Annotated in this window: 15 protein-coding genes; 8 read left to right on the top strand and 7 right to left on the bottom strand. The window is 51.6% G+C overall.

Translation table 11 applies throughout. The features are described from left to right. Positions 1-128 precede the first annotated feature (128 nt). Together AC2215_RS20700 and AC2215_RS20695 are read right to left on the bottom strand one after the other, a co-directional pair. Positions 129-2,087 (bottom strand): hypothetical protein, encoded by a 1,959-nt coding sequence (locus tag AC2215_RS20700; protein ID WP_486811905.1) that lies wholly within the window; start codon positions 2,085-2,087, stop codon positions 129-131. Positions 2,088-2,386: 299 nt separating this feature from the next. After that, the gene (locus AC2215_RS20695; RefSeq protein WP_486811904.1) at positions 2,387-2,791 is read right to left on the bottom strand and encodes a MerR family transcriptional regulator; all 405 of its coding nucleotides are present in this window, start codon (positions 2,789-2,791) and stop codon (positions 2,387-2,389) included. A gap of 37 nt (positions 2,792-2,828) precedes the next feature. On the opposite strand from AC2215_RS20695, the gene AC2215_RS20690 reads away from it, so the two are divergent. The 3 genes from AC2215_RS20690 (at position 2,829) to AC2215_RS20680 (ending at position 5,523) form a co-directional block, all read left to right on the top strand. Next, a complete protein-coding gene (locus AC2215_RS20690) occupies positions 2,829-3,965 on the top strand; it encodes an NAD(P)/FAD-dependent oxidoreductase (protein ID WP_486811903.1) in 1,137 nt (378 codons plus the stop codon). Positions 3,966-4,043: 78 nt separating this feature from the next. Beyond that, positions 4,044-4,529: a hypothetical protein gene (locus AC2215_RS20685; protein ID WP_486811902.1), complete on the top strand. Its 486-nt coding sequence runs from the start codon at positions 4,044-4,046 to the stop codon at positions 4,527-4,529. A gap of 388 nt (positions 4,530-4,917) precedes the next feature. Beyond that, a complete protein-coding gene (locus AC2215_RS20680) occupies positions 4,918-5,523 on the top strand; it encodes a hypothetical protein (RefSeq protein WP_486811901.1) in 606 nt (201 codons plus the stop codon). Positions 5,524-5,590: 67 nt separating this feature from the next. Here AC2215_RS20680 and AC2215_RS20675 read toward each other — a convergent pair whose 3' ends face one another. Further along, the gene (locus AC2215_RS20675; RefSeq protein ID WP_486811900.1) at positions 5,591-6,148 is read right to left on the bottom strand and encodes a YdcF family protein; all 558 of its coding nucleotides are present in this window, start codon (positions 6,146-6,148) and stop codon (positions 5,591-5,593) included. Between the two features lie 282 nt (positions 6,149-6,430). Here AC2215_RS20675 and fabG point away from each other — a divergent pair, with 282 nt between their 5' ends. The 4 genes from fabG (at position 6,431) to AC2215_RS20655 (ending at position 12,494) form a co-directional block, all read left to right on the top strand. Then, a complete protein-coding gene (gene fabG, locus AC2215_RS20670) occupies positions 6,431-7,195 on the top strand; it encodes a 3-oxoacyl-[acyl-carrier-protein] reductase (protein WP_486811899.1) in 765 nt (254 codons plus the stop codon). Positions 7,196-7,456: 261 nt separating this feature from the next. Beyond that, positions 7,457-8,527, top strand: coding sequence for an AI-2E family transporter (locus AC2215_RS20665; protein ID WP_486811898.1), 1,071 nt, complete (start codon positions 7,457-7,459; stop codon positions 8,525-8,527). A 218-nt stretch (positions 8,528-8,745) separates the two neighbouring features. Continuing rightward, entirely contained in the window at positions 8,746-9,918 is a 1,173-nt protein-coding gene (gene alr / locus AC2215_RS20660; RefSeq protein ID WP_486811933.1) for an alanine racemase, read from the top strand. 164 nt (positions 9,919-10,082) lie between these two features. Continuing rightward, positions 10,083-12,494 carry a PP2C family protein-serine/threonine phosphatase gene (locus tag AC2215_RS20655; RefSeq protein ID WP_486811897.1) on the top strand — a complete coding sequence of 804 codons (2,412 nt, stop codon included), beginning with the start codon at positions 10,083-10,085 and terminating at the stop codon, positions 12,492-12,494. 74 nt (positions 12,495-12,568) lie between these two features. Here the strand turns inward: AC2215_RS20655 and ndhM are convergent, their stop codons facing one another. Continuing rightward, complete coding sequence (gene ndhM, locus AC2215_RS20650; RefSeq protein WP_486811896.1) at positions 12,569-12,919, bottom strand: NAD(P)H-quinone oxidoreductase subunit M; 351 nt, start codon at positions 12,917-12,919, stop codon at positions 12,569-12,571. A 173-nt stretch (positions 12,920-13,092) separates the two neighbouring features. Here ndhM and AC2215_RS20645 point away from each other — a divergent pair, with 173 nt between their 5' ends. Further along, positions 13,093-14,004 carry a hypothetical protein gene (locus AC2215_RS20645; protein WP_486811895.1) on the top strand — a complete coding sequence of 304 codons (912 nt, stop codon included), beginning with the start codon at positions 13,093-13,095 and terminating at the stop codon, positions 14,002-14,004. Positions 14,005-14,035: 31 nt separating this feature from the next. On the opposite strand, the gene AC2215_RS20640 is transcribed toward AC2215_RS20645, so the two are convergent. The 3 genes from AC2215_RS20640 to AC2215_RS20630 all read right to left on the bottom strand — a co-directional run. Then, positions 14,036-15,037: a glycosyltransferase family 2 protein gene (locus AC2215_RS20640; protein WP_486811894.1), complete on the bottom strand. Its 1,002-nt coding sequence runs from the start codon at positions 15,035-15,037 to the stop codon at positions 14,036-14,038. A 270-nt stretch (positions 15,038-15,307) separates the two neighbouring features. Continuing rightward, the gene (locus tag AC2215_RS20635) at positions 15,308-15,742 is read right to left on the bottom strand and encodes a late competence development ComFB family protein (protein ID WP_486811893.1); all 435 of its coding nucleotides are present in this window, start codon (positions 15,740-15,742) and stop codon (positions 15,308-15,310) included. A 974-nt stretch (positions 15,743-16,716) separates the two neighbouring features. Then, positions 16,717-16,988: hypothetical protein (locus AC2215_RS20630; RefSeq protein WP_486811892.1), on the bottom strand; the 272-nt coding region annotated here is incomplete at its 5' end.

Here is a 16,988-nt window from a genome sequence, read left to right as displayed (position 1 = left end):
ACGAAAAGGCGATCGCGCATCTTTAAGCTAGGGTAGAAAGTTTATCGGGTCGAAAAAAGCCTGTGACTCCTCAAAGGTGAGTTTCAATTGACTTGCAAGAAGCACGTACTCAGGGTTCGGACGAAGGTTTAGGCGTCGTAGACGACGTTCACCACCCCCGCATTGGTAATGGTGTTGCCACCATTGGTAATGTCTTCAAAGGGCACTCCGACGCCGAGGTCGTCAAAACCGTCACCGTTGTAGTCTCCAGCCGTCAAGCTGTGTCCGAAGTTATCGAAGTTCTCTGCCGCTTCGCCGCTCAAATCCAAGGTATTTTGGGAAATGAGGCGATCGTTCTTGTTGCTCAGACGACCGGAGGAACCGCGCAGGATATTCACGCTGCCAGCATTTGCAATGCTACCCACATTCTCGAAAGGAACTCCCACGCCGAGGTCATCGAAACCATCGCCATCAAAGTCGCCTGACGTTAAACTGCGTCCGAAGTTATCGGAGGACTCGGCAACCCCTTGAATTCCGAAACTATTCTGATGCCAGAACTGGTCGTTGATGTGACTCGGACCCGTGATGGTTCCGTAGAGAACGTTAACGGCTCCCGCATCTCCTGCATTGCCGATATCCTCTAAAGGAACTCCAATGCCAAGGTCGTAGAAGCCATCGCCATTATAGTCGCCCGACGTTAAACTGCGTCCGAAGTTATCGAAATTTTCTGCGACATCGATGACGCCAAAACTATCTTGGTGCCAGAATTGATTGCCCGTTGAAGTCAGCCGACTCGTCGAACCTTTAATCACGTTCACCGCACCCGCGTCGATAATGGCGGTGGTACCGGTTGTAATATCTTCAAAGGGAACGCCAATTGCTAAATCGTCGTCGCCATCGTTGTCAAAGTCTCCGGCCGTCAAGCTGAAACCAAATTGGTCGAATGCTTCAGCGCGATCGAGAATGCTACCGGAGTCTTGAGTCCAAATCTGGTTGCCCGTTGCATTCAGACCGTGGGTGGTTCCGTTACCCAGATTCGAACCGTAAATGACGTTGACTGCTCCGGCATCTGTTATTGTTCCCCAGTCTTCCGTCGGCGTACCCACTGCTAGATCTTCGAAGCCATCATCGTTGAAATCACCGGCAATTAGACTACTACCAAAGGCATCACCGGTTTCGCTCGAAGACCCCGATAGGAGATCTTGATACCACAGTTGGTCGTTAGTAGAACTCAAGCCGCTCGCACCTCCATAGAGGATATTCACCGCACCGGCATCGACTATCGTTCCAATATCTTCACCGGGAACCCCGATCGCTAAGTCCTCGAAGCCATCATTATTAAAGTCACCAGCGGTGAGGCTGGCCCCGAAGCGATCGCCATTTTCTGCTCCACCAGCGACTCCCGGACTATCCTGAGTCCAAAGCTGGTTGTTCGTCGAAGTCAAACCACTCGCGCTGCCGTAGAGAACGTTTACCGCACCCGCACTGAAAATCGAACCGCCTCCTCCGAGTTCGATGTCCTCGTCGGGAGAACCCACTGCTAAATCCTCATAGCCATCGTTATTAAAGTCTCCAGTGGCGATGACGGTACCGAAATTATCGAAGGCTTCTGAAACCCCTAAAATGCCAGGGCTGTTCTGAGACCAAAGTTGGTCGTCGGCCGGGAAGCTAATCGTCGGTAAGGCCAGATCCGGATCGAGAAGTGTGGGGTCTGGAAGGACGATCGGGGTGAGGTCGGGGGCGCTGATTTCTGTAACTGGGAGTAAATTGGTATCGAGTGTGGGTTCTTCCCCCGTTCCATCGGCAATCGTCAAGCCGGTAAGAGGATCGCCGCTCGCACTATCTGTGGTGTCGGTGACGAGGGCGACACCGGGATCGTTTCCGAGGATAATTTCGTCAACATCTTCGCTGGATGCGTTGGTCTCGTCCGTTCCTCCCGTATTGCCTGCATCTGTTGGTAGAGGCATCGGTTCCATAACCGGATCGATGGCTCCACCGGTCATTTGGGCGTTGGGGGTTGTGTTTTGTAAGGGATCGTTCTGAGGAACTGAAGTGGGATCGAGAGAAGCACCGAGATCTAGAGAAGTTTCGTTCGGTAGAAGTTCCATTCTGAAATACTCCAACGAATTTTAGACTGAGACTAACGACGACGGTTGAATTTAACTTTCCGTCTTTCTACTTCTTACTCAATCCAAAATTGCCTCGATTATGCAAAATCCCAAAAATTAATATTTGTAAATTTATGCATAATCAAGCGTAAAAACGATTGCAACAAATATTACTTTGACAAGAAATGGTATGGAAATAGACCAGCGAGCTCGTTTAAACCCAAACTGACGGTTTTAAATTGAGGTGCGATCGATAGTCTTGCAGAGTCAGGCTTCTCTTCATGGTGAGTCCCGTCAGGTTAACGATGTGAAATCGTATCCTTTAAAAATCTGACCACCTTACGAGTCCGATCGATATTATCTTCAAGTTCCTCGATCTTTCGTTGCACAACCTGTTTGCCGTTATCGCAACCCCCTTGCAGCGCCTGAAATATATCTCGCAGGTCAGCCACAGACATACCAGCATCGCGAGCCTGGCTGATGAAGTTTAACTGCTCGACTAGCTCATCCGGGTAGTTTCGGTATGAATTGGTACCGCTTTGACTGGGTTCTGATGAAATCAAGTGATTTCGTTCGTAAAAACGGATGGTGTCTCGACTCAACCCTGTTTTTTTTGCAAGTTCGCCAATTTTCATTTTATAAACCATTGACCATTGTCCATGGTCTTGTGTTAGATTGTTGTTTGTAACGGTCGTATCTAGCATAAAACTCAATCTAATTGTTGAAACAACAAGGGATTACATGATGCAAAAACGCATTGTTATTGTTGGAGGAGGGGCATTTGGGATGGATCTGGCATGGGCGCTGGAGAAAAAAGCAGATGTCACGCTCATCGAGCAACGCAGCCACTTTGTTCACACACCAGCCATGGTACGTGCGGTGCTCGATCCTTCGTTGCTGGACCTGGCACTCATCCCTTACGACAACGCATTGAACCATGGCCAGATCGTTCGCGGGCGAGCCACCAGAATCGATGGTTCGGGTGTCGATCTCGCGGATGGATCGCGCCTGAGTGCGGATTTCATCGTGGTAGCCACTGGGTCGGCTTATCCGACTCCGTTCAAAGCCAAAGGTGATGACATTGACGGTCTGCGTGCCATTAACGAACGCACCCATAAAGCCGTCCTGGATGCAAAAACCATTGCCATCGTCGGAGCGGGGGCAGTTGGCATCGAGCTGGCTGGGGAAATTGCCTATGCCATGCCAGACAAGAAAATCGCGATCGTCTCTAGTCAAACAACGCTTTTCCCGGATTTGCCGCCAAAATTTGGTCGCGAATTGCTGCGGAAGCTCAAAGAGATCGACGTTGAAGTGATTTTGGGGCAAAAAGCGGAAAATCTAGCCCACCTCGATATGCCCTATGCGGGGACTCTGACACTTTCCAATGGACGGAACATTAAGGCTGACCTCATTTTCCCGGTCATTGGCGCGCGGGCGAACTCTCAAATTCTTTCAAGCTTACCGGGTGTTCGGATTGGACGTTCCAACCGAGTCAAGGTCGACCCGTGGCTGCGTCCCTCGGAACTCCCCAATGTGTTTGCGGCTGGGGATGTAGTCGACACCGGCGATCCGATGACCATCAGCAGCGCGTCTCGTCAGTCCCATTGGCTGAAAAAGGCGTTATTACAAGTGACGACCGGAAAGCCGGTTAGAACCCTAAAACCCTATAAACCTTGGAAAATCGCGCCCATCGGTATTCCGCTTGGACCCAAGAAAGGGAACTCATACATCTTTATGACTTTCGGAGACAGAGTCACCTCATTGCTCAAAGGGCGACTGTTTCTCGGTCATAAGAACAAAGCATTTGGACGGATTGTATCTGAGAGGGATGAAAGCTCCTACAAATACCAAAAGAGTTCGTTGGGAGCGAATAAATAACATCCTGACTAGCGTTTCGTAACGAACTGTTGCGATCGCACAGAGCACTCATCTAGCAACCTACTCTGGAGTCATATAATGAGCCTCGAACAAACCACTACTTCCAAGAAACTCCCTCGTCCGCGCATCCAAAATCCAAGAGTGCTTAAGGATGGCATCGCTTGGCTCAGAGTTTTTCAGCGTCGAGTGGAAGCGTTCGAGGCACCTTTCTATGGCGTCAACATTTGGCGGGTAAAGAAGAAGAACCTGCCCCGTTCCATCGGTAAGATGATTCAGTTAGCAGGTCCGGGCCTGACTGGAATGTTCGGGCAGGTTCACTTCTTAGAGTTCTATCGGGATGATGATGATAAGACCTTTACCGTTGTCCTTATCTATAAATGGAACAGTCTCCCAGTAATCAGGACCGGAGTGCCTCCGGTGTCGATTATCCCGACGCACTTTTCATTCATCGGAATGGTGGAGGCGTACAACTGGAATCTTTTTAATACGCTGGAAGTGGAGCCGTCAGCGTACGCATTGAAGTTAAACGACCAATTTTACGAGGACCTCTGTGAAGACGGATGATTATCCTTTTGGAACTCAATCATTTTCTAATCTAACGTTAGTTTTGGATAAGACTGTTTCGGGTGAGAGTGGGGAATGGGGAATGGGGAATGGGGAATGGAGATAGAGTATCCTCTGAACCCGCAAGAAGATTTACCTCTGTGTTGTACGCTCGCTCTCGATATGCCCACCGATAGATATCGTCTCCTCGAATTTCTAGCCTGCCGAACGTCACCGAGAGTCAGCATTGGGGCGAGTATATTGACAATCAGAAAAAGCGCGACAACGCGGTCTTGGGGGTTTCCCCCATGAGCGATTTTCGTAAGAAGCCGTCCTAGAAGAACGGGGCTTGTATCCCATTGTTTTCGGTCAAAAGTAACAATTAATAGAAAAGGAACTACATTTGATTATGGTTTCTATCTCCAAAAAATATGCAGTCTGGATTGTCGCCTTATTCCTGACTATCGTTATCGTTGTTTGTTTCTACGTCAGTATCTCAGTGATTAGCAATAGTAGTATTAGACCATCATCAGACTCAGAAAAAATATCAGAAGGATTTACTTGTCCTCGCATTCAACATCCCAACTTCTCTGATTCATTTACATGGTCAAAAATATTTAATGTGCGATTCAATGAAATGGGAACGCCATTATATGGTGTAAATATCTTCCAAGTGCAAGAAAAAAATCTAGCTGCAATAATCAAGAATGAAGTCGACCAAGGAGTGATAGGTCTACTTCAGAGATTTGGTCAGATCCACGCCATCCAAACCTACCCAGTTGAAAACAGCGATCTGTATACAGTTGTATTTATTTATGATTGGCAGAAAAATCCTTGGGACCTTATCGCATCGAAATATACAAAACTCGTACAAACTTGGGAAGTATTTAACTTTTTTAGGATGGCAGAAGCCTTCAACTGGGTTGGCACAAAAAATATCGAATCAGACTTATCTGTTTATACTGGTATGCTAGATCGAGAATTTCACGCAGATCTATGTAGCGCAGAAATCTAACTCAAATCATGTAACTCTTTTCCGGGCTTTGCAAGATGTTCGATCGTGAAGTTGCACTGAAGAGTTATTACTGATTCCGTTCTTTCAAAAGTGGCTTGAGGGTCGAACCCGTATGACCCGTCGTCACCCATAATACAGCCCTCGCACCATCGCGAACGGTTTTAAAGATCGGTTCTGGCGATCGCCCCGAAGGAACGGAGACGGAGCGAAAACTAATACCTCGACTCCCCAGAACGATTTCGCCGATAACGCTAGCGCGACGCATGTGATCGTCCGAGGTAATGAGATAAATATTCTGAATGCCCCTGGCTTTAAATTCATCGGCTAGGGTGGTGAAATTGGTGACGGTATCGACAGCTTGATAGTCCAAATACAGGCGATCGAGTTCGATTTGAGCCTCCTCAAAAACCCATTCGGAATACTCCGGGTTGCTACCACCAGAAACCCAAATGGGCAAGTCGGGATGCGATCGGGCAAAATTCGCCGCAAAAATTTCTCGGGTTCGAGCGCCACCCAACACTAAAACAGCTTGTGGAGTCAACAGTTGCGAGCGCACCTGCCGATACCCAGACCACAACACGATTCCCCCTAACAGACATAGCAAAATTCCGGCAATCGGGCGCATCCGCGTCAACGCTCTCCTTTTTTCCCTTGAAGGGGGATTCCACAGCATGTACTCACAATGGCAACATCACAGTACGGAAGTCACTGCCACCAAAGAATGTACCGCGCTCGGTGACGGGCAGCAATGTTCCTTACTATAAGCAAATTCACCCTGTAAAGAAAGGAATCGGGATGACAAATCGGATAAATCGATCGCACCTTGCACGAGCAACCGGTCGAGCGGTAGGTTGTTATTTGCATCAACTTAAATCGGTTTGTATCCAAAAATACGGACAAAAAAATTATGGAAGCGCTGCCAGAGACCCAACAACGCCTAAAAGATAAAGTCGCTATCGTCACCGGAGCCTCGAGAGGCATCGGTCGCGCCGCAGCTTTAGCCCTCGCCGCAGAAGGTGCGAATCTCGCCGTCAACTACGCGCGCTCTAGTGTGGCAGCCGATGAGGTGGTCGCAGAGATTACCGCAGCCGGTGGCAGCGCGATCGCGATTCAAGCAGATGTCTCCCAAGCAGAAGATGTCGATCGCCTCGTGGGGGAAACCCTTGAAAAGTGGGGTCGGGTGGACGTACTGGTGAATAATGCCGGGATTACTCGCGATACCTTGCTCCTGCGGATGAAACCCGAAGATTGGCAGGCGGTCATCGATCTCAACCTGACGGGGGTATTCCTCTGTACGCGGGCGGTTAGCAAGAAGATGATGAAGCAGCGCTCGGGGCGTATTATCAATATTGCATCCGTCGCCGGTCAGATGGGTAACCCCGGTCAAGCCAACTACAGCGCCGCCAAAGCGGGAGTGATCGGCTTTACCAAAACCGTCGCCAAAGAATTGGCCAGTCGCGGGGTGACCGCCAATGCCGTGGCCCCCGGATTTATCGCCACGGATATGACCGAAGATCTCAAAGCCGATGAGATTCTCAAGTTTATTCCCCTCGGGCGCTACGGACAGCCTGAAGAAGTCGCCGGCACGATCCGATTCCTGGCCGCCGACCCCGCTGGGGCTTACATCACCGGACAAACCTTTAATGTCGATGGCGGCATGGTGATGGCGTGATGGCGTGATGGCGAATTCGGAGTTCGGAAAATTGAGAGAAACGGGGGAATCGGGAGCTTGGGTAGATCGGGAGGATAAGGAAGATAGAAACGCAGTCACGCGGGATGGGAATGCGGTAACGCGGGGACGCGGTGAGCAGAAGAGAAACGAGAGAAGATTTAGCCCCCGAGACCTCCGATGACCCGATGCCTCCGATGCCCCCGAGAGCTACCGTGATGTGCTAGCTTAAATCCCATCTCTTTGATTTTTCTAGTATCATTCATGCCCAAGCAGCCTATTGCGATTCCCCTGTCAACAATTTTGCTGATTGCGGCGAGCGTCTTAGCGGTCTTTGTTCTGTGGCAGCTCCAAAGTCTGATTGTCGTCTTGATGATTTCGGTGGTGCTCGCAGCAACCATTGCCCCCGTCGTCGATTGGATCGAACGGTATCGCGTACCCCGATGGTTGGGGACGATTTTGGCATATCTCGGTCTGATTGGCGGGTTTTCCGGGCTTGTCCTCCTGGTGGGACCGGCAGTTTTCGAACAAATCGAACGCTTGACCCGTCAGCTTCCGGTGTTCGTCGACAATCTGGTGCAGTTGTTCGAGAATTTGGCCATGCGCCTCAACGACTCGCCGCCGGAGTTGCTCGCCCAACTCTTTGACGCTCAATCGGTCACCAAATGGGCGATCGGGTCTTCTCAGCAGCTCGTCTTGCGCTCCTACAGTATTACCCGAGGAATTCTCGGGGCCGCCTTCAGTCTCATTCTGTCCCTATTTCTGTCTGGATACATGGTGGCCGACAGCCGCGCTCTCAGTGAAGGGTTCGTAGATCTATTTCCCAAGCCCTGGGACGAACGCCTCTCCACCCAAATTCGCCCCGTCGGAGAGCGGATGGGGGGATACATTCGAGGTCGGGTGCTGGTTTCGACAATTTTGGCAACCGGGACGGCAACGGGATTGAGTATTCTCGGTCTTCAGGACTACGCCTTGGGTTTGGGGGCGATCGCCGGGATTACCAATTTAATTCCCTTCCTCGGTCCGATTTTAGGGGCAATTCCGGCGTTGGTCGTTGCCCTTTCCCAAGGGGGATTGCTGGTGGTATGGGTGCTGATTTTGTTCGTAGTAGTGCAAAATCTGGAAACCTACGTCCTCGATCCTTTACTCGTTGGCACCTCCGTCGGCGTTCACCCCCTCTACCAACTGCTGGCCGTTCTCGGTGGGGCGCAGGTTTTGGGGATTATCGGCGCTTTGATCGTTCCCCCCTGGTTTGCCGGGGCTGCCGCTTTAGTGGAAAATCTCTACCTGGTTCCCAAACGAGAACTTAAAAGTGCTGGCGAGTCGAATCTCTAACCCCACCTCAGTTCGGGATCGAAAGTTTCGGGTAACGGTAGGATCTGGGGTAGTTCTTCGACCCATGACTCCAATCCACATCGCTTCTAGGACTTTCAAACACCCTGAACCCGTATCTGACACTAACCTCCAACCCTCTTTGACATCCCGCTCCATTTAACTTAACAATGGAGAACAAAAAAGAGGAGTGAGTTGCCATGCCCAGTTGGGAACAGACGATGGAGTGGGCGCGTTTGGGATGCGAGAGTCCCGCCGAAACCCTGCGAGAACGGGCTTGGGTAGAAATCGATCGCGCTGCACTCGCCCACAACATCCGTCAAATCGATCGACTGCTATCTCCCGATACCGACCTGATGGCCGTGGTGAAAGCTGATGCCTACGGTCATGGGGCGGTGACGGTTGCGCGCACGGTTCTCGATGCTGGGGCGCGATGGCTGGGGGTGGCGACGATTCCCGAAGGTATCGAACTGCGACAGGCGGGGATTGCCGCGCCGATTTTGGTTCTGGGGGCAACCTACACTCGGGCCCAATTGCAAGCCTTGCTACACTGGCGGCTTCAACCCACCCTGTGTTCGATCGAGCAAGCCTTTACCTTTTCCGAAATCCTCGCCGGGCGGGATGCCTCGTTGCGGGTTCATCTAAAACTGGATACGGGAATGTCTCGTTTGGGGGTTTCCTGGGAAGATGCCACCGGGTTTGTCCAGAAGGTGCGGTCTTTGCCGGGTTTGAAGATTGCCAGTATCTACTCTCACTTTGCAACCGCCGACGATCGCGACTCGACGGTGATGGAACGACAACACCAACGATTCGATCGCGCCATCGCCGAAATTCGATCGACCGGTTTTGAACCCCCCCGCCTCCACCTATCCAATTCCGCTGCAACCCTGAGCGATCGAACTTTACATTACGATATGGTTCGAGTGGGTTTGGCAATTTACGGCCTCTACCCCGCCCCCCACCTCGAAGAACGGGTCGATCTCAAACCGGTCTTGCAAGTGAAAGCCCGAGTTACCCACGTGAAAACGATTCCGGCCGGAACGGGTGTCAGTTACGGCTACCAGTTCGTCACCCGCAAGCCGACGCGAATTGCCGTGGTGGGTATCGGTTACGCCGATGGGGTTCCCCGCAATCTCTCCAATCGAATGCAGGTCATTTTAGGCGATCGATTGGTGCCTCAAGTGGGAGCGATTACGATGGACCAAATGATGCTCGATGTCAGTGCCTGTGCTGACGTGCAGCCGGGAGATGTGGTGACGCTGCTGGGTTGCCAGGGAAGCCATTGCATTGGCGCAGAATCTTGGGCTCAGGCATTGGGAACGATTTCTTGGGAAATTCTCTGTGGGTTTAAGCACCGCTTGCCTCGGATTGCGAATGGATTGGGAGAATTTTAGATTTTCGAGTCCGTCACGCCTGCCAAAGCGCTCGTTGCCTCCAACCCTCCCAAGAGCGACCGAAGACGCCATTGCCGTTAAGATGAGGAAAGGCTTAGCCCAAAACCGATCGCCGTTTGAGCGATCGCGCCAGCCAAATCTGACAGCTCTGGCAAGGAACACCCATGCAAAGTCCTACGGCAACCCTTCACTGTCCCAATCCTTCGTGTCACGCTCCCAATCCCGAAGGAAACCAGTTCTGCCAGAAATGCGGTACTTGGATTCCCAAACATTATCTATGGCCCGTGGGCAACAAACTCAACGCCCAACCGGGTCAGCTGATTGCCGATCGCTACCTTCACAAGGGCAACGGGATTCTCGTCGACACTCACCCCGGTCTGTTACCGGAAATGACCGAAGAGATTCCTGATTTTATCGAGTCTTATCTCAAACTCTTCGTCCACCAACTCCACGTCCCCCTGGTGTACGGACTCATTTCCCCGAAAGCGGGGGGGCAAAGCCGAGATATCTGGCTGTTGGAGCGCGGTCCCATCGAACCCCTCCCCAATGCCATTCAACTGCGACCGTCGATCGAGCGTCAGTGGGGTAGTGCCGATCCGGCGGTTCAGTTGGGGTGGTTGTGGCAGATGGCGCGGCTGTGGCAGCCGTTGGCCGAGGTGGGGGTGGCAGCGACGCTGCTGCAACCGGAACTGTTGCGAGTGGAAGGGTCGTTGCTGCGCTTGTTGGAACTGGCCCCCGATCGTTCCGGTCTCAATCTGGCCGAACTCGGAACCGTTTGGGGGGCATGGGTCGATCGCACTTCCACCCCATTAAAAGAGTTTCTCGATCGCCTTTGCGCTCAGTTGCGCGACCGTCAGGTGCAGAGTGCCGAACAACTGATAATATTGCTCGAACGAGGCTTGCGGGTGATCGATACCACTCGTTCTCGCCAGGTGCAAATTGCTACGGCAAGCGATCGCGGTCCCAGTCGCTCCGGAAACGAGGATGCCTGTTACCCCGACAGCGGCACGATACAAACCGTCAAAACCGATGGTCTGGCGATCGTCTGCGATGGAGTGGGGGGACATGAAGGGGGGGATGTGGCTTCCCACATGGCCATCTCCTCCGTCCAAGCACAGCTCCAGTCTTTACTCGACGATTCGGACGAGCTCAGCTCCGATGCGATCGCCCGGGAACTCGAACATGCCGCCTACGAAGCCAATACCAGCATCGGAGCGAGAAATAACAGCGAACACCGACAGGGTCGCCAGCGCATGGGAACCACCCTGGTGATGGGATTGACCCACGGTCACGAAATTTATCTGACCCACGTCGGCGACTCCCGTGCGTACTTAATTACCCGCACCGGCTGCTATCAACTCACCCTCGATGACGATGTGGCCAGTCGCGAAGTGCGCTTGGGATACGCCCTTTATCGCGACGCGCTGCAGCAGGTGGCTTCTGGCTCGTTGGTACAAGCGCTGGGGATGGGTCCGTCGACGACTCTTCATCCGGCCATCGAACGTTTCGTCCTAGGAGAAGATTGCGCGTTCTTGTTATGTTCCGATGGATTAAGCGATTACGATCGGGTCGAGCAACATTGGGAAGAGGAAATTTTGCCCCTCCTGCACGGGAAAACTACTCCCGGCGAGGTGGTACGGCGATTGGTGGAAATTGCGAATACCGAAAACGGTCATGATAACGTCACGGTAGCTTTGTTGTCCGTACGAGTCGCCCCCAAACGGGGAATTCAGGTTTCGGTCAAGTCTCTATGCGATCGCCTCGAATCTCTTCCACCGCTACCGTCGATGGCCCCTGAAACATCCACGACCCTCTCGGGAGATGATACGGCAACCTTAGAAGAAACTGCCGATTTGAGCTATACGGAAAATCTCGCTCCTAGAGATGAAGAGGTCGCGACCACTCTAGCTCCCCCAGCCCAAAGCTCGGCCGGCACGAAACTCTTACTCGTCTCGCTCTCGTTTTTAACAACCCTGGGTATTGCGGCCGCACTCGCCTACCAATTTGTCGATCCAATTCGGCAACAGGTGGATGGACTGTTGGGTCGCCAATCTCCACCATCGGTTCCCATTCCCGAGGAGACGAGCGAACCTGCACCCGTTGCCGAGGAGGTCCCCGTGGTGGAGACGCTCGGTACGAATGCTTTGATTCGCAACCAGAAGGCGATCGTCCTTCAACCCTACACGGAAAAGCTCGAAGTCCCACTCACCGACTCCAAAAACCCAGAACAACTCGAAGTCCCGCCGCAGAGTCTTTTACAGGTGGCGAACCGTCAGGAAATAGCAGGAGAGATTTGGTTGCAATTCCAGGTCTGTCAAACCTCCGCTCTGCCTTCTGAAACGACCAAGCCAACGCCTCCCGCTGCGACCGAATCCCCAACAGTCGAACCGGTCTCCAAAAACGAGATCGATGAAACGGCAACGCCAACCCTGAAGCCGGAATGGATTCTGCAAAAGGACTTAGAAGCGGCTGGATTTGAAGCGATCGATAGAGCCCTCGCGCCCGAACAAATGGGTCGTTGTCAGTCTCCAACACCCACTTCACAGGAGGAGAAAGAAGACGCACTCACACCGTGATGGGATGAGGTGGTGAGGGGGAGAATAACCAACCCATTCTATTCCCCACACCCGACACTTGCCTGAAACTGAGGTTATAAGAGCTTGTTTTCGTTTTCACCGACGCGGGGTAAGCCCAGGCTGTAGTTGGCTACTCGACTGTTGAGGTTATAGCTGATTTGACCGTCTGTCAGGAGCGATCGCACGAAATGTTCTAAATCCGAACCGATCCGACGAATGTTGTACTCCGTTAAATCTTGACCGTCGGAGGCTTTGACCAGCTCCTCGAACTTGCGGTAAACCGATTGCAAAGCCTCGTCGCTCCACAGCAGTTCGTTATCGGGATCGACATCGAGGGTAAGCACGCCATCGTTGGGGATGAGGTCTCGATCTTGAACTTCGGCCGTAAAGATATGGATGTGGCGGGTTGTAGATTTGAGTAACATAGGGTCTCGAGCGCTAAAATTTTGAGTGGGTCTTGAGAGATTACCATTGATTGTAAATGTCTGTAACTCAAATTCTCAAGGCATTTGCTCTGTAATTAATGGTATTCTCTTATAGCAAATCTGCAAAAACTGCCAATCTCCTCTAAATTTAGATGATAAAGTAGTGGGTCAACATGGAGCAGGCAGAGTCCCTCGCAGCTCTAGACGTACACCTTGTTATCGATATGGTAGATCCCGTGGATAATATCGCCAAGCAAGCCCATCAGGGGAGCATTGCAGCGATTATTCAAGTTCTCAACGAAAAGCTAGCGGACTCTGGGGTAAGAACCCGGGCGATGTTAGCCGATGGCATGTTGCAACTTCTGTGCGAAGCCAATAGCGCCGAGCAGCTCGAACAAGCAACGCTCGTGGCGCGCATCCAGGACATTTTAAATGGCATTGCGCCGCGCAACATTCACCATGTCAATATCAACAGCCGTATTGCCCGAGAGCAGCAGCTTCTGTGGCTCGAAGAAATTAAGCGCGATCCGGAAAACCAACTGCTGTGGTCGGAGCAAATCGCCATTTCTCGACCCAATATCTTCCAGCGAATGGCCACTGATTTCAGCGATCGCCAGGCAGAACGTAGCAAAACCCCCCTCCCAAAAAAGCTGGAAGCTTCCCTTCCCAAGCGCCCGCGCAATAACTTTCAAAATGGTATCGTTTGGGGAAGCGGGTTGAGCTTGGTGGTTATCGTCCTGGGCTGGTTGCTCTACCGTAACTGGTTGGCTCCCCAACAGGCTCTCGACGCTTCGACTCCAGCGACGGCGTCGGCTCCATCGACGACCAACCCCACATCGAATCCGACCGCGGACCCCGATCCCTTTGCCGAAGCGGTTACCCTGGCCGAACAAGCCGCCCGAGAAGGACAGGTGGCTCAAACTCCCGCTCAGTGGCTCCAACTCGCTGCTAAGTGGCGCAAGGCATCGGATTTGATGGCTCGAGTCCCTGCAGACGATCCCCGCTACGAAACCGCTCGAGAGCGAGTCGAACGTTACCGCCAGTACAGTCAAACGACTCAAGAGAAAGCCCAGAGCAGCGAGTAGTTGGAGAAAACCGCACCCGCTAGAATGGTTTTCACGGTTCCCCCATTTCGATCGATCGCTCGACTCCTAAAACCCTAGAGACCTTGCGGCTCGATTCTCGAGCGCCATTTCCTTTGAATATCTTGGCAATCCACCGAGCCAGACGAGACAAAGTGCCCACGATCGATATCGATCGCGAAGACCGATCGGAGTCAGGATTGGAGTGGTGTTCGATGTCGTGTTCGATGTCGTGTTGCAAACCCACCAGACTCCAGTGAAGTTTCAAAAATTGTTGCAACTCCGGGCTTTGTGCGAGTTGGCTGCGGTGTTTTTGGGGAATGCGCTCGTAGATATTGCGATCGAGGGCGAGCTTGGCTTCGAGTTGTTCTCGATTCAAGTGCCAATCCTGGGAGGGAGTCGGTCCGGCTTGGTAATAACTCAGAGGTTGGTTGATAAAGATCGCATCCCCGTACTGGCTCATTCGCGTCCAGCTATCCATTGCTTCGTAGTTCAAAAGATTGAGAGAAGACCAGCCTCCCGCCCGAAAAAATGCATCTCGACGAACCGCCACTTGGGCCGGACAACCAAAGGAGAGCCGGTTGACGAGCATCTGATAGTGAATGTCTTTCTGGGAGACGCACTCCACCTCCTCGTTACCGAAGGATGGCGTGCGATGCATATGGGCATCGAGACTCATTTCGATCGCTTGGCAAGATACGAGGGCGGCTTTGGGGAAGCGTTCGATGGCGTGCTTTATCCGTTCCAAACAGCTCGGTTCGAGTCGCTCGGCATCGTTGAGAAATTTGATCCAGTTGCCTTGGGCTAAGTCCACTCCAATATTGAGGCTGGCTCCATAACCGAGTCGGACGCGATTGCGATAGTAGGTGATAGATGTGCCCAAGCTCCGTCCGTAGGTCTGCGTACCATCATTTGAGCCGTCATCGACGAGAATCACTTCGCAGGGAATGGTTTGTGCGAGTGCGGATTCGATCGCCCGTTCGAGTCTTGCGAGACCGTTATGGGTGGTCGCGACAATGCTGAAGGTTACGTTCACAGTTTTAACCCCGATTGTGAGTGTCTGATGATTCGAGAGATCGTACGAGCGCCGACGGGCGATTTATTTTCGATGGAGATGCGGGGTAAGCTCCCTCGGATGAGACCCACTTGCACCCGAAACAAGAGCTTTCTCTGGCCTCCCTGACTCTGAAATACCTCAGATACGCGATTGAGTTTAAGGCTTGAAGAGATGGTTAGGGACTTGTAAGGAGATAAGAGACATGCCTTTCAAAGATATGGGGTCGGGAGCGAGGGCGCAGTCATACCCTCAAGCGATCGGACCCTTAACTCCGACGGTGGGTCTGTTATTTTCCCGCATATTCCTCGGTTCTTCGGCTTGCGGTATTGCTTTTTCGATGACCTCTGGTAAGTTGCGCCAGGTGAGAACATCGCACCCAAGTATTTCTTGAAGTTTCTCTAATACCCGCTCCGGATCGCGTCGCGATCGAAGGGGGGTGGGAAAAGATGGAGTTTTCTGTTGTGCTTCGCGAATACCCCGAGTCGCCGCGCGGGCAATGATGTCCGCTAAGCTGGTGGTGGCTCGTTGGTGATGCCAGTACCATCCCTCTTGGGTGGTGGCGTATAACGGGGGCAGGCGATTGAGAGCGTAGGCAATTGCCCGATCGCGATCCGTCCCTCGCACCACCTCAGATGGGTGGTTTTCGAGTTGTCGTTTGACCTCTCGGGCTACAACCTGCTCCATGACATTTTGATAAGTCGAAATTTGGTTTGATGTCCCCATAATTCGCGATCGCAAAACGATATTTTCAAGGTTCTCAAGACCTCGACATAATCAGTCGTTTGTAGCACCAGGGTTCTTGACCCAAAATGAAAAATGTTCGGAAATCAATTTGACTTCCTGAATCTTGACGTGGGTCGAGGAGTCCTTAATGAAAACCCTCTTTCTTCCGAAGATGAAGAAGTGTCATGTAAAGTTTTTCTCACCTTAAGTTTAGCGCGTGCCGCAGTCGGCTTAGACTCATGCGTATATTTACTGAATCTACGCTCTGAATCTTAATAGGATTTTCCAAAAATTGCAAGATATTACCGATAAAAATCTAGAGTTTTACTCAAAATTTACAAATAGATTCAAGTTAGCAAAGTCTAGATGAAGTTAACTTCCACGCTATACAACCGGCTCGAAAAAATCCTAGTCTTAATATCGCCCTCACCAGCATTCTTCATGAGGTTCGACAAAAATCCCTCAAAGCCTTGCAAGATAAGCTAACGGGCAAGTTACCCGAAAAACAGTGGGTTTTGTGAGGTTCCCTCGCGAGGGTGACTTTAGCATTTGGTGAATAATCTAGGCTCAGCCTTCAGGGATCGGCGATCGGTTAACGGGCAGCACACAAGCTGTTCTAACAGCCAACTCCTTTATATTTCTTCGTTGTCGCTTTGTAAGATATCTTAACATGCACCCGACCGGGTTCTATTTTGAGGAAAAATGTTAAAAATCAAACAAAAATATAAATTAAACGCGAGTTTGGGTGAATGATGTTGAACGATCGGTTTGAGACGGAAATAACGCCAACTCATTCCCGCAATCCTGAAATAGACAACGAAGGAATCAGGATTTTAGCTTAACCCGAACCGATCTGAAATTGAACGGGTATTAAGATTCCGGATTTCGATGGGCGATCGATGTACTTTGAAGAAATTAGCGTGATGCGCAATCATTCAGAGGCGAGGCACCAAATTCTCCCATAAAATTGAAAGTAGATTACAGCAATGCAAGAGCGGGTAACGAGAAGGATTAAACCGACAACTGCCACTGTAATCTACATCGACGGCAACGAGGAGACGATCGCCGAACCTCATGTCAAATATCGTTTCTAATGAGATGCGGTATCCTACACCGCAGTGATTCTGGGGTAACGCTCCATCCTCTAAAATTAACGTCAGTTCGGAATCAGACTGACCGGCGAGGGTGGGTGTGGGGTGTGGGGTGT

Source organism: Zarconia sp., assembly GCF_057467645.1.
The sequence above is the reverse complement of the archived record's forward strand: the minus strand, read 5'-3'. Positions and strand labels throughout refer to the sequence as shown.

Coding starts and splice junctions, on each gene's coding strand:
- AC2215_RS20700 (WP_486811905.1), bottom strand. CDS start 2,087: ATGGAACTTCTACCGAACGAAACTTCTCTAGATCTCGGTGCTTCTCTC.
- AC2215_RS20695 (WP_486811904.1), bottom strand. CDS start 2,791: ATGCTAGATACGACCGTTACAAACAACAATCTAACACAAGACCATGGA.
- AC2215_RS20690 (WP_486811903.1), top strand. CDS start 2,829: ATGATGCAAAAACGCATTGTTATTGTTGGAGGAGGGGCATTTGGGATG.
- AC2215_RS20685 (WP_486811902.1), top strand. CDS start 4,044: ATGAGCCTCGAACAAACCACTACTTCCAAGAAACTCCCTCGTCCGCGC.
- AC2215_RS20680 (WP_486811901.1), top strand. CDS start 4,918: ATGGTTTCTATCTCCAAAAAATATGCAGTCTGGATTGTCGCCTTATTC.
- AC2215_RS20675 (WP_486811900.1), bottom strand. CDS start 6,148: ATGCGCCCGATTGCCGGAATTTTGCTATGTCTGTTAGGGGGAATCGTG.
- fabG (WP_486811899.1), top strand. CDS start 6,431: ATGGAAGCGCTGCCAGAGACCCAACAACGCCTAAAAGATAAAGTCGCT.
- AC2215_RS20665 (WP_486811898.1), top strand. CDS start 7,457: ATGCCCAAGCAGCCTATTGCGATTCCCCTGTCAACAATTTTGCTGATT.
- alr (WP_486811933.1), top strand. CDS start 8,746: ATGGAGTGGGCGCGTTTGGGATGCGAGAGTCCCGCCGAAACCCTGCGA.
- AC2215_RS20655 (WP_486811897.1), top strand. CDS start 10,083: ATGCAAAGTCCTACGGCAACCCTTCACTGTCCCAATCCTTCGTGTCAC.
- ndhM (WP_486811896.1), bottom strand. CDS start 12,919: ATGTTACTCAAATCTACAACCCGCCACATCCATATCTTTACGGCCGAA.
- AC2215_RS20645 (WP_486811895.1), top strand. CDS start 13,093: ATGGAGCAGGCAGAGTCCCTCGCAGCTCTAGACGTACACCTTGTTATC.
- AC2215_RS20635 (WP_486811893.1), bottom strand. CDS start 15,742: ATGGAGCAGGTTGTAGCCCGAGAGGTCAAACGACAACTCGAAAACCAC.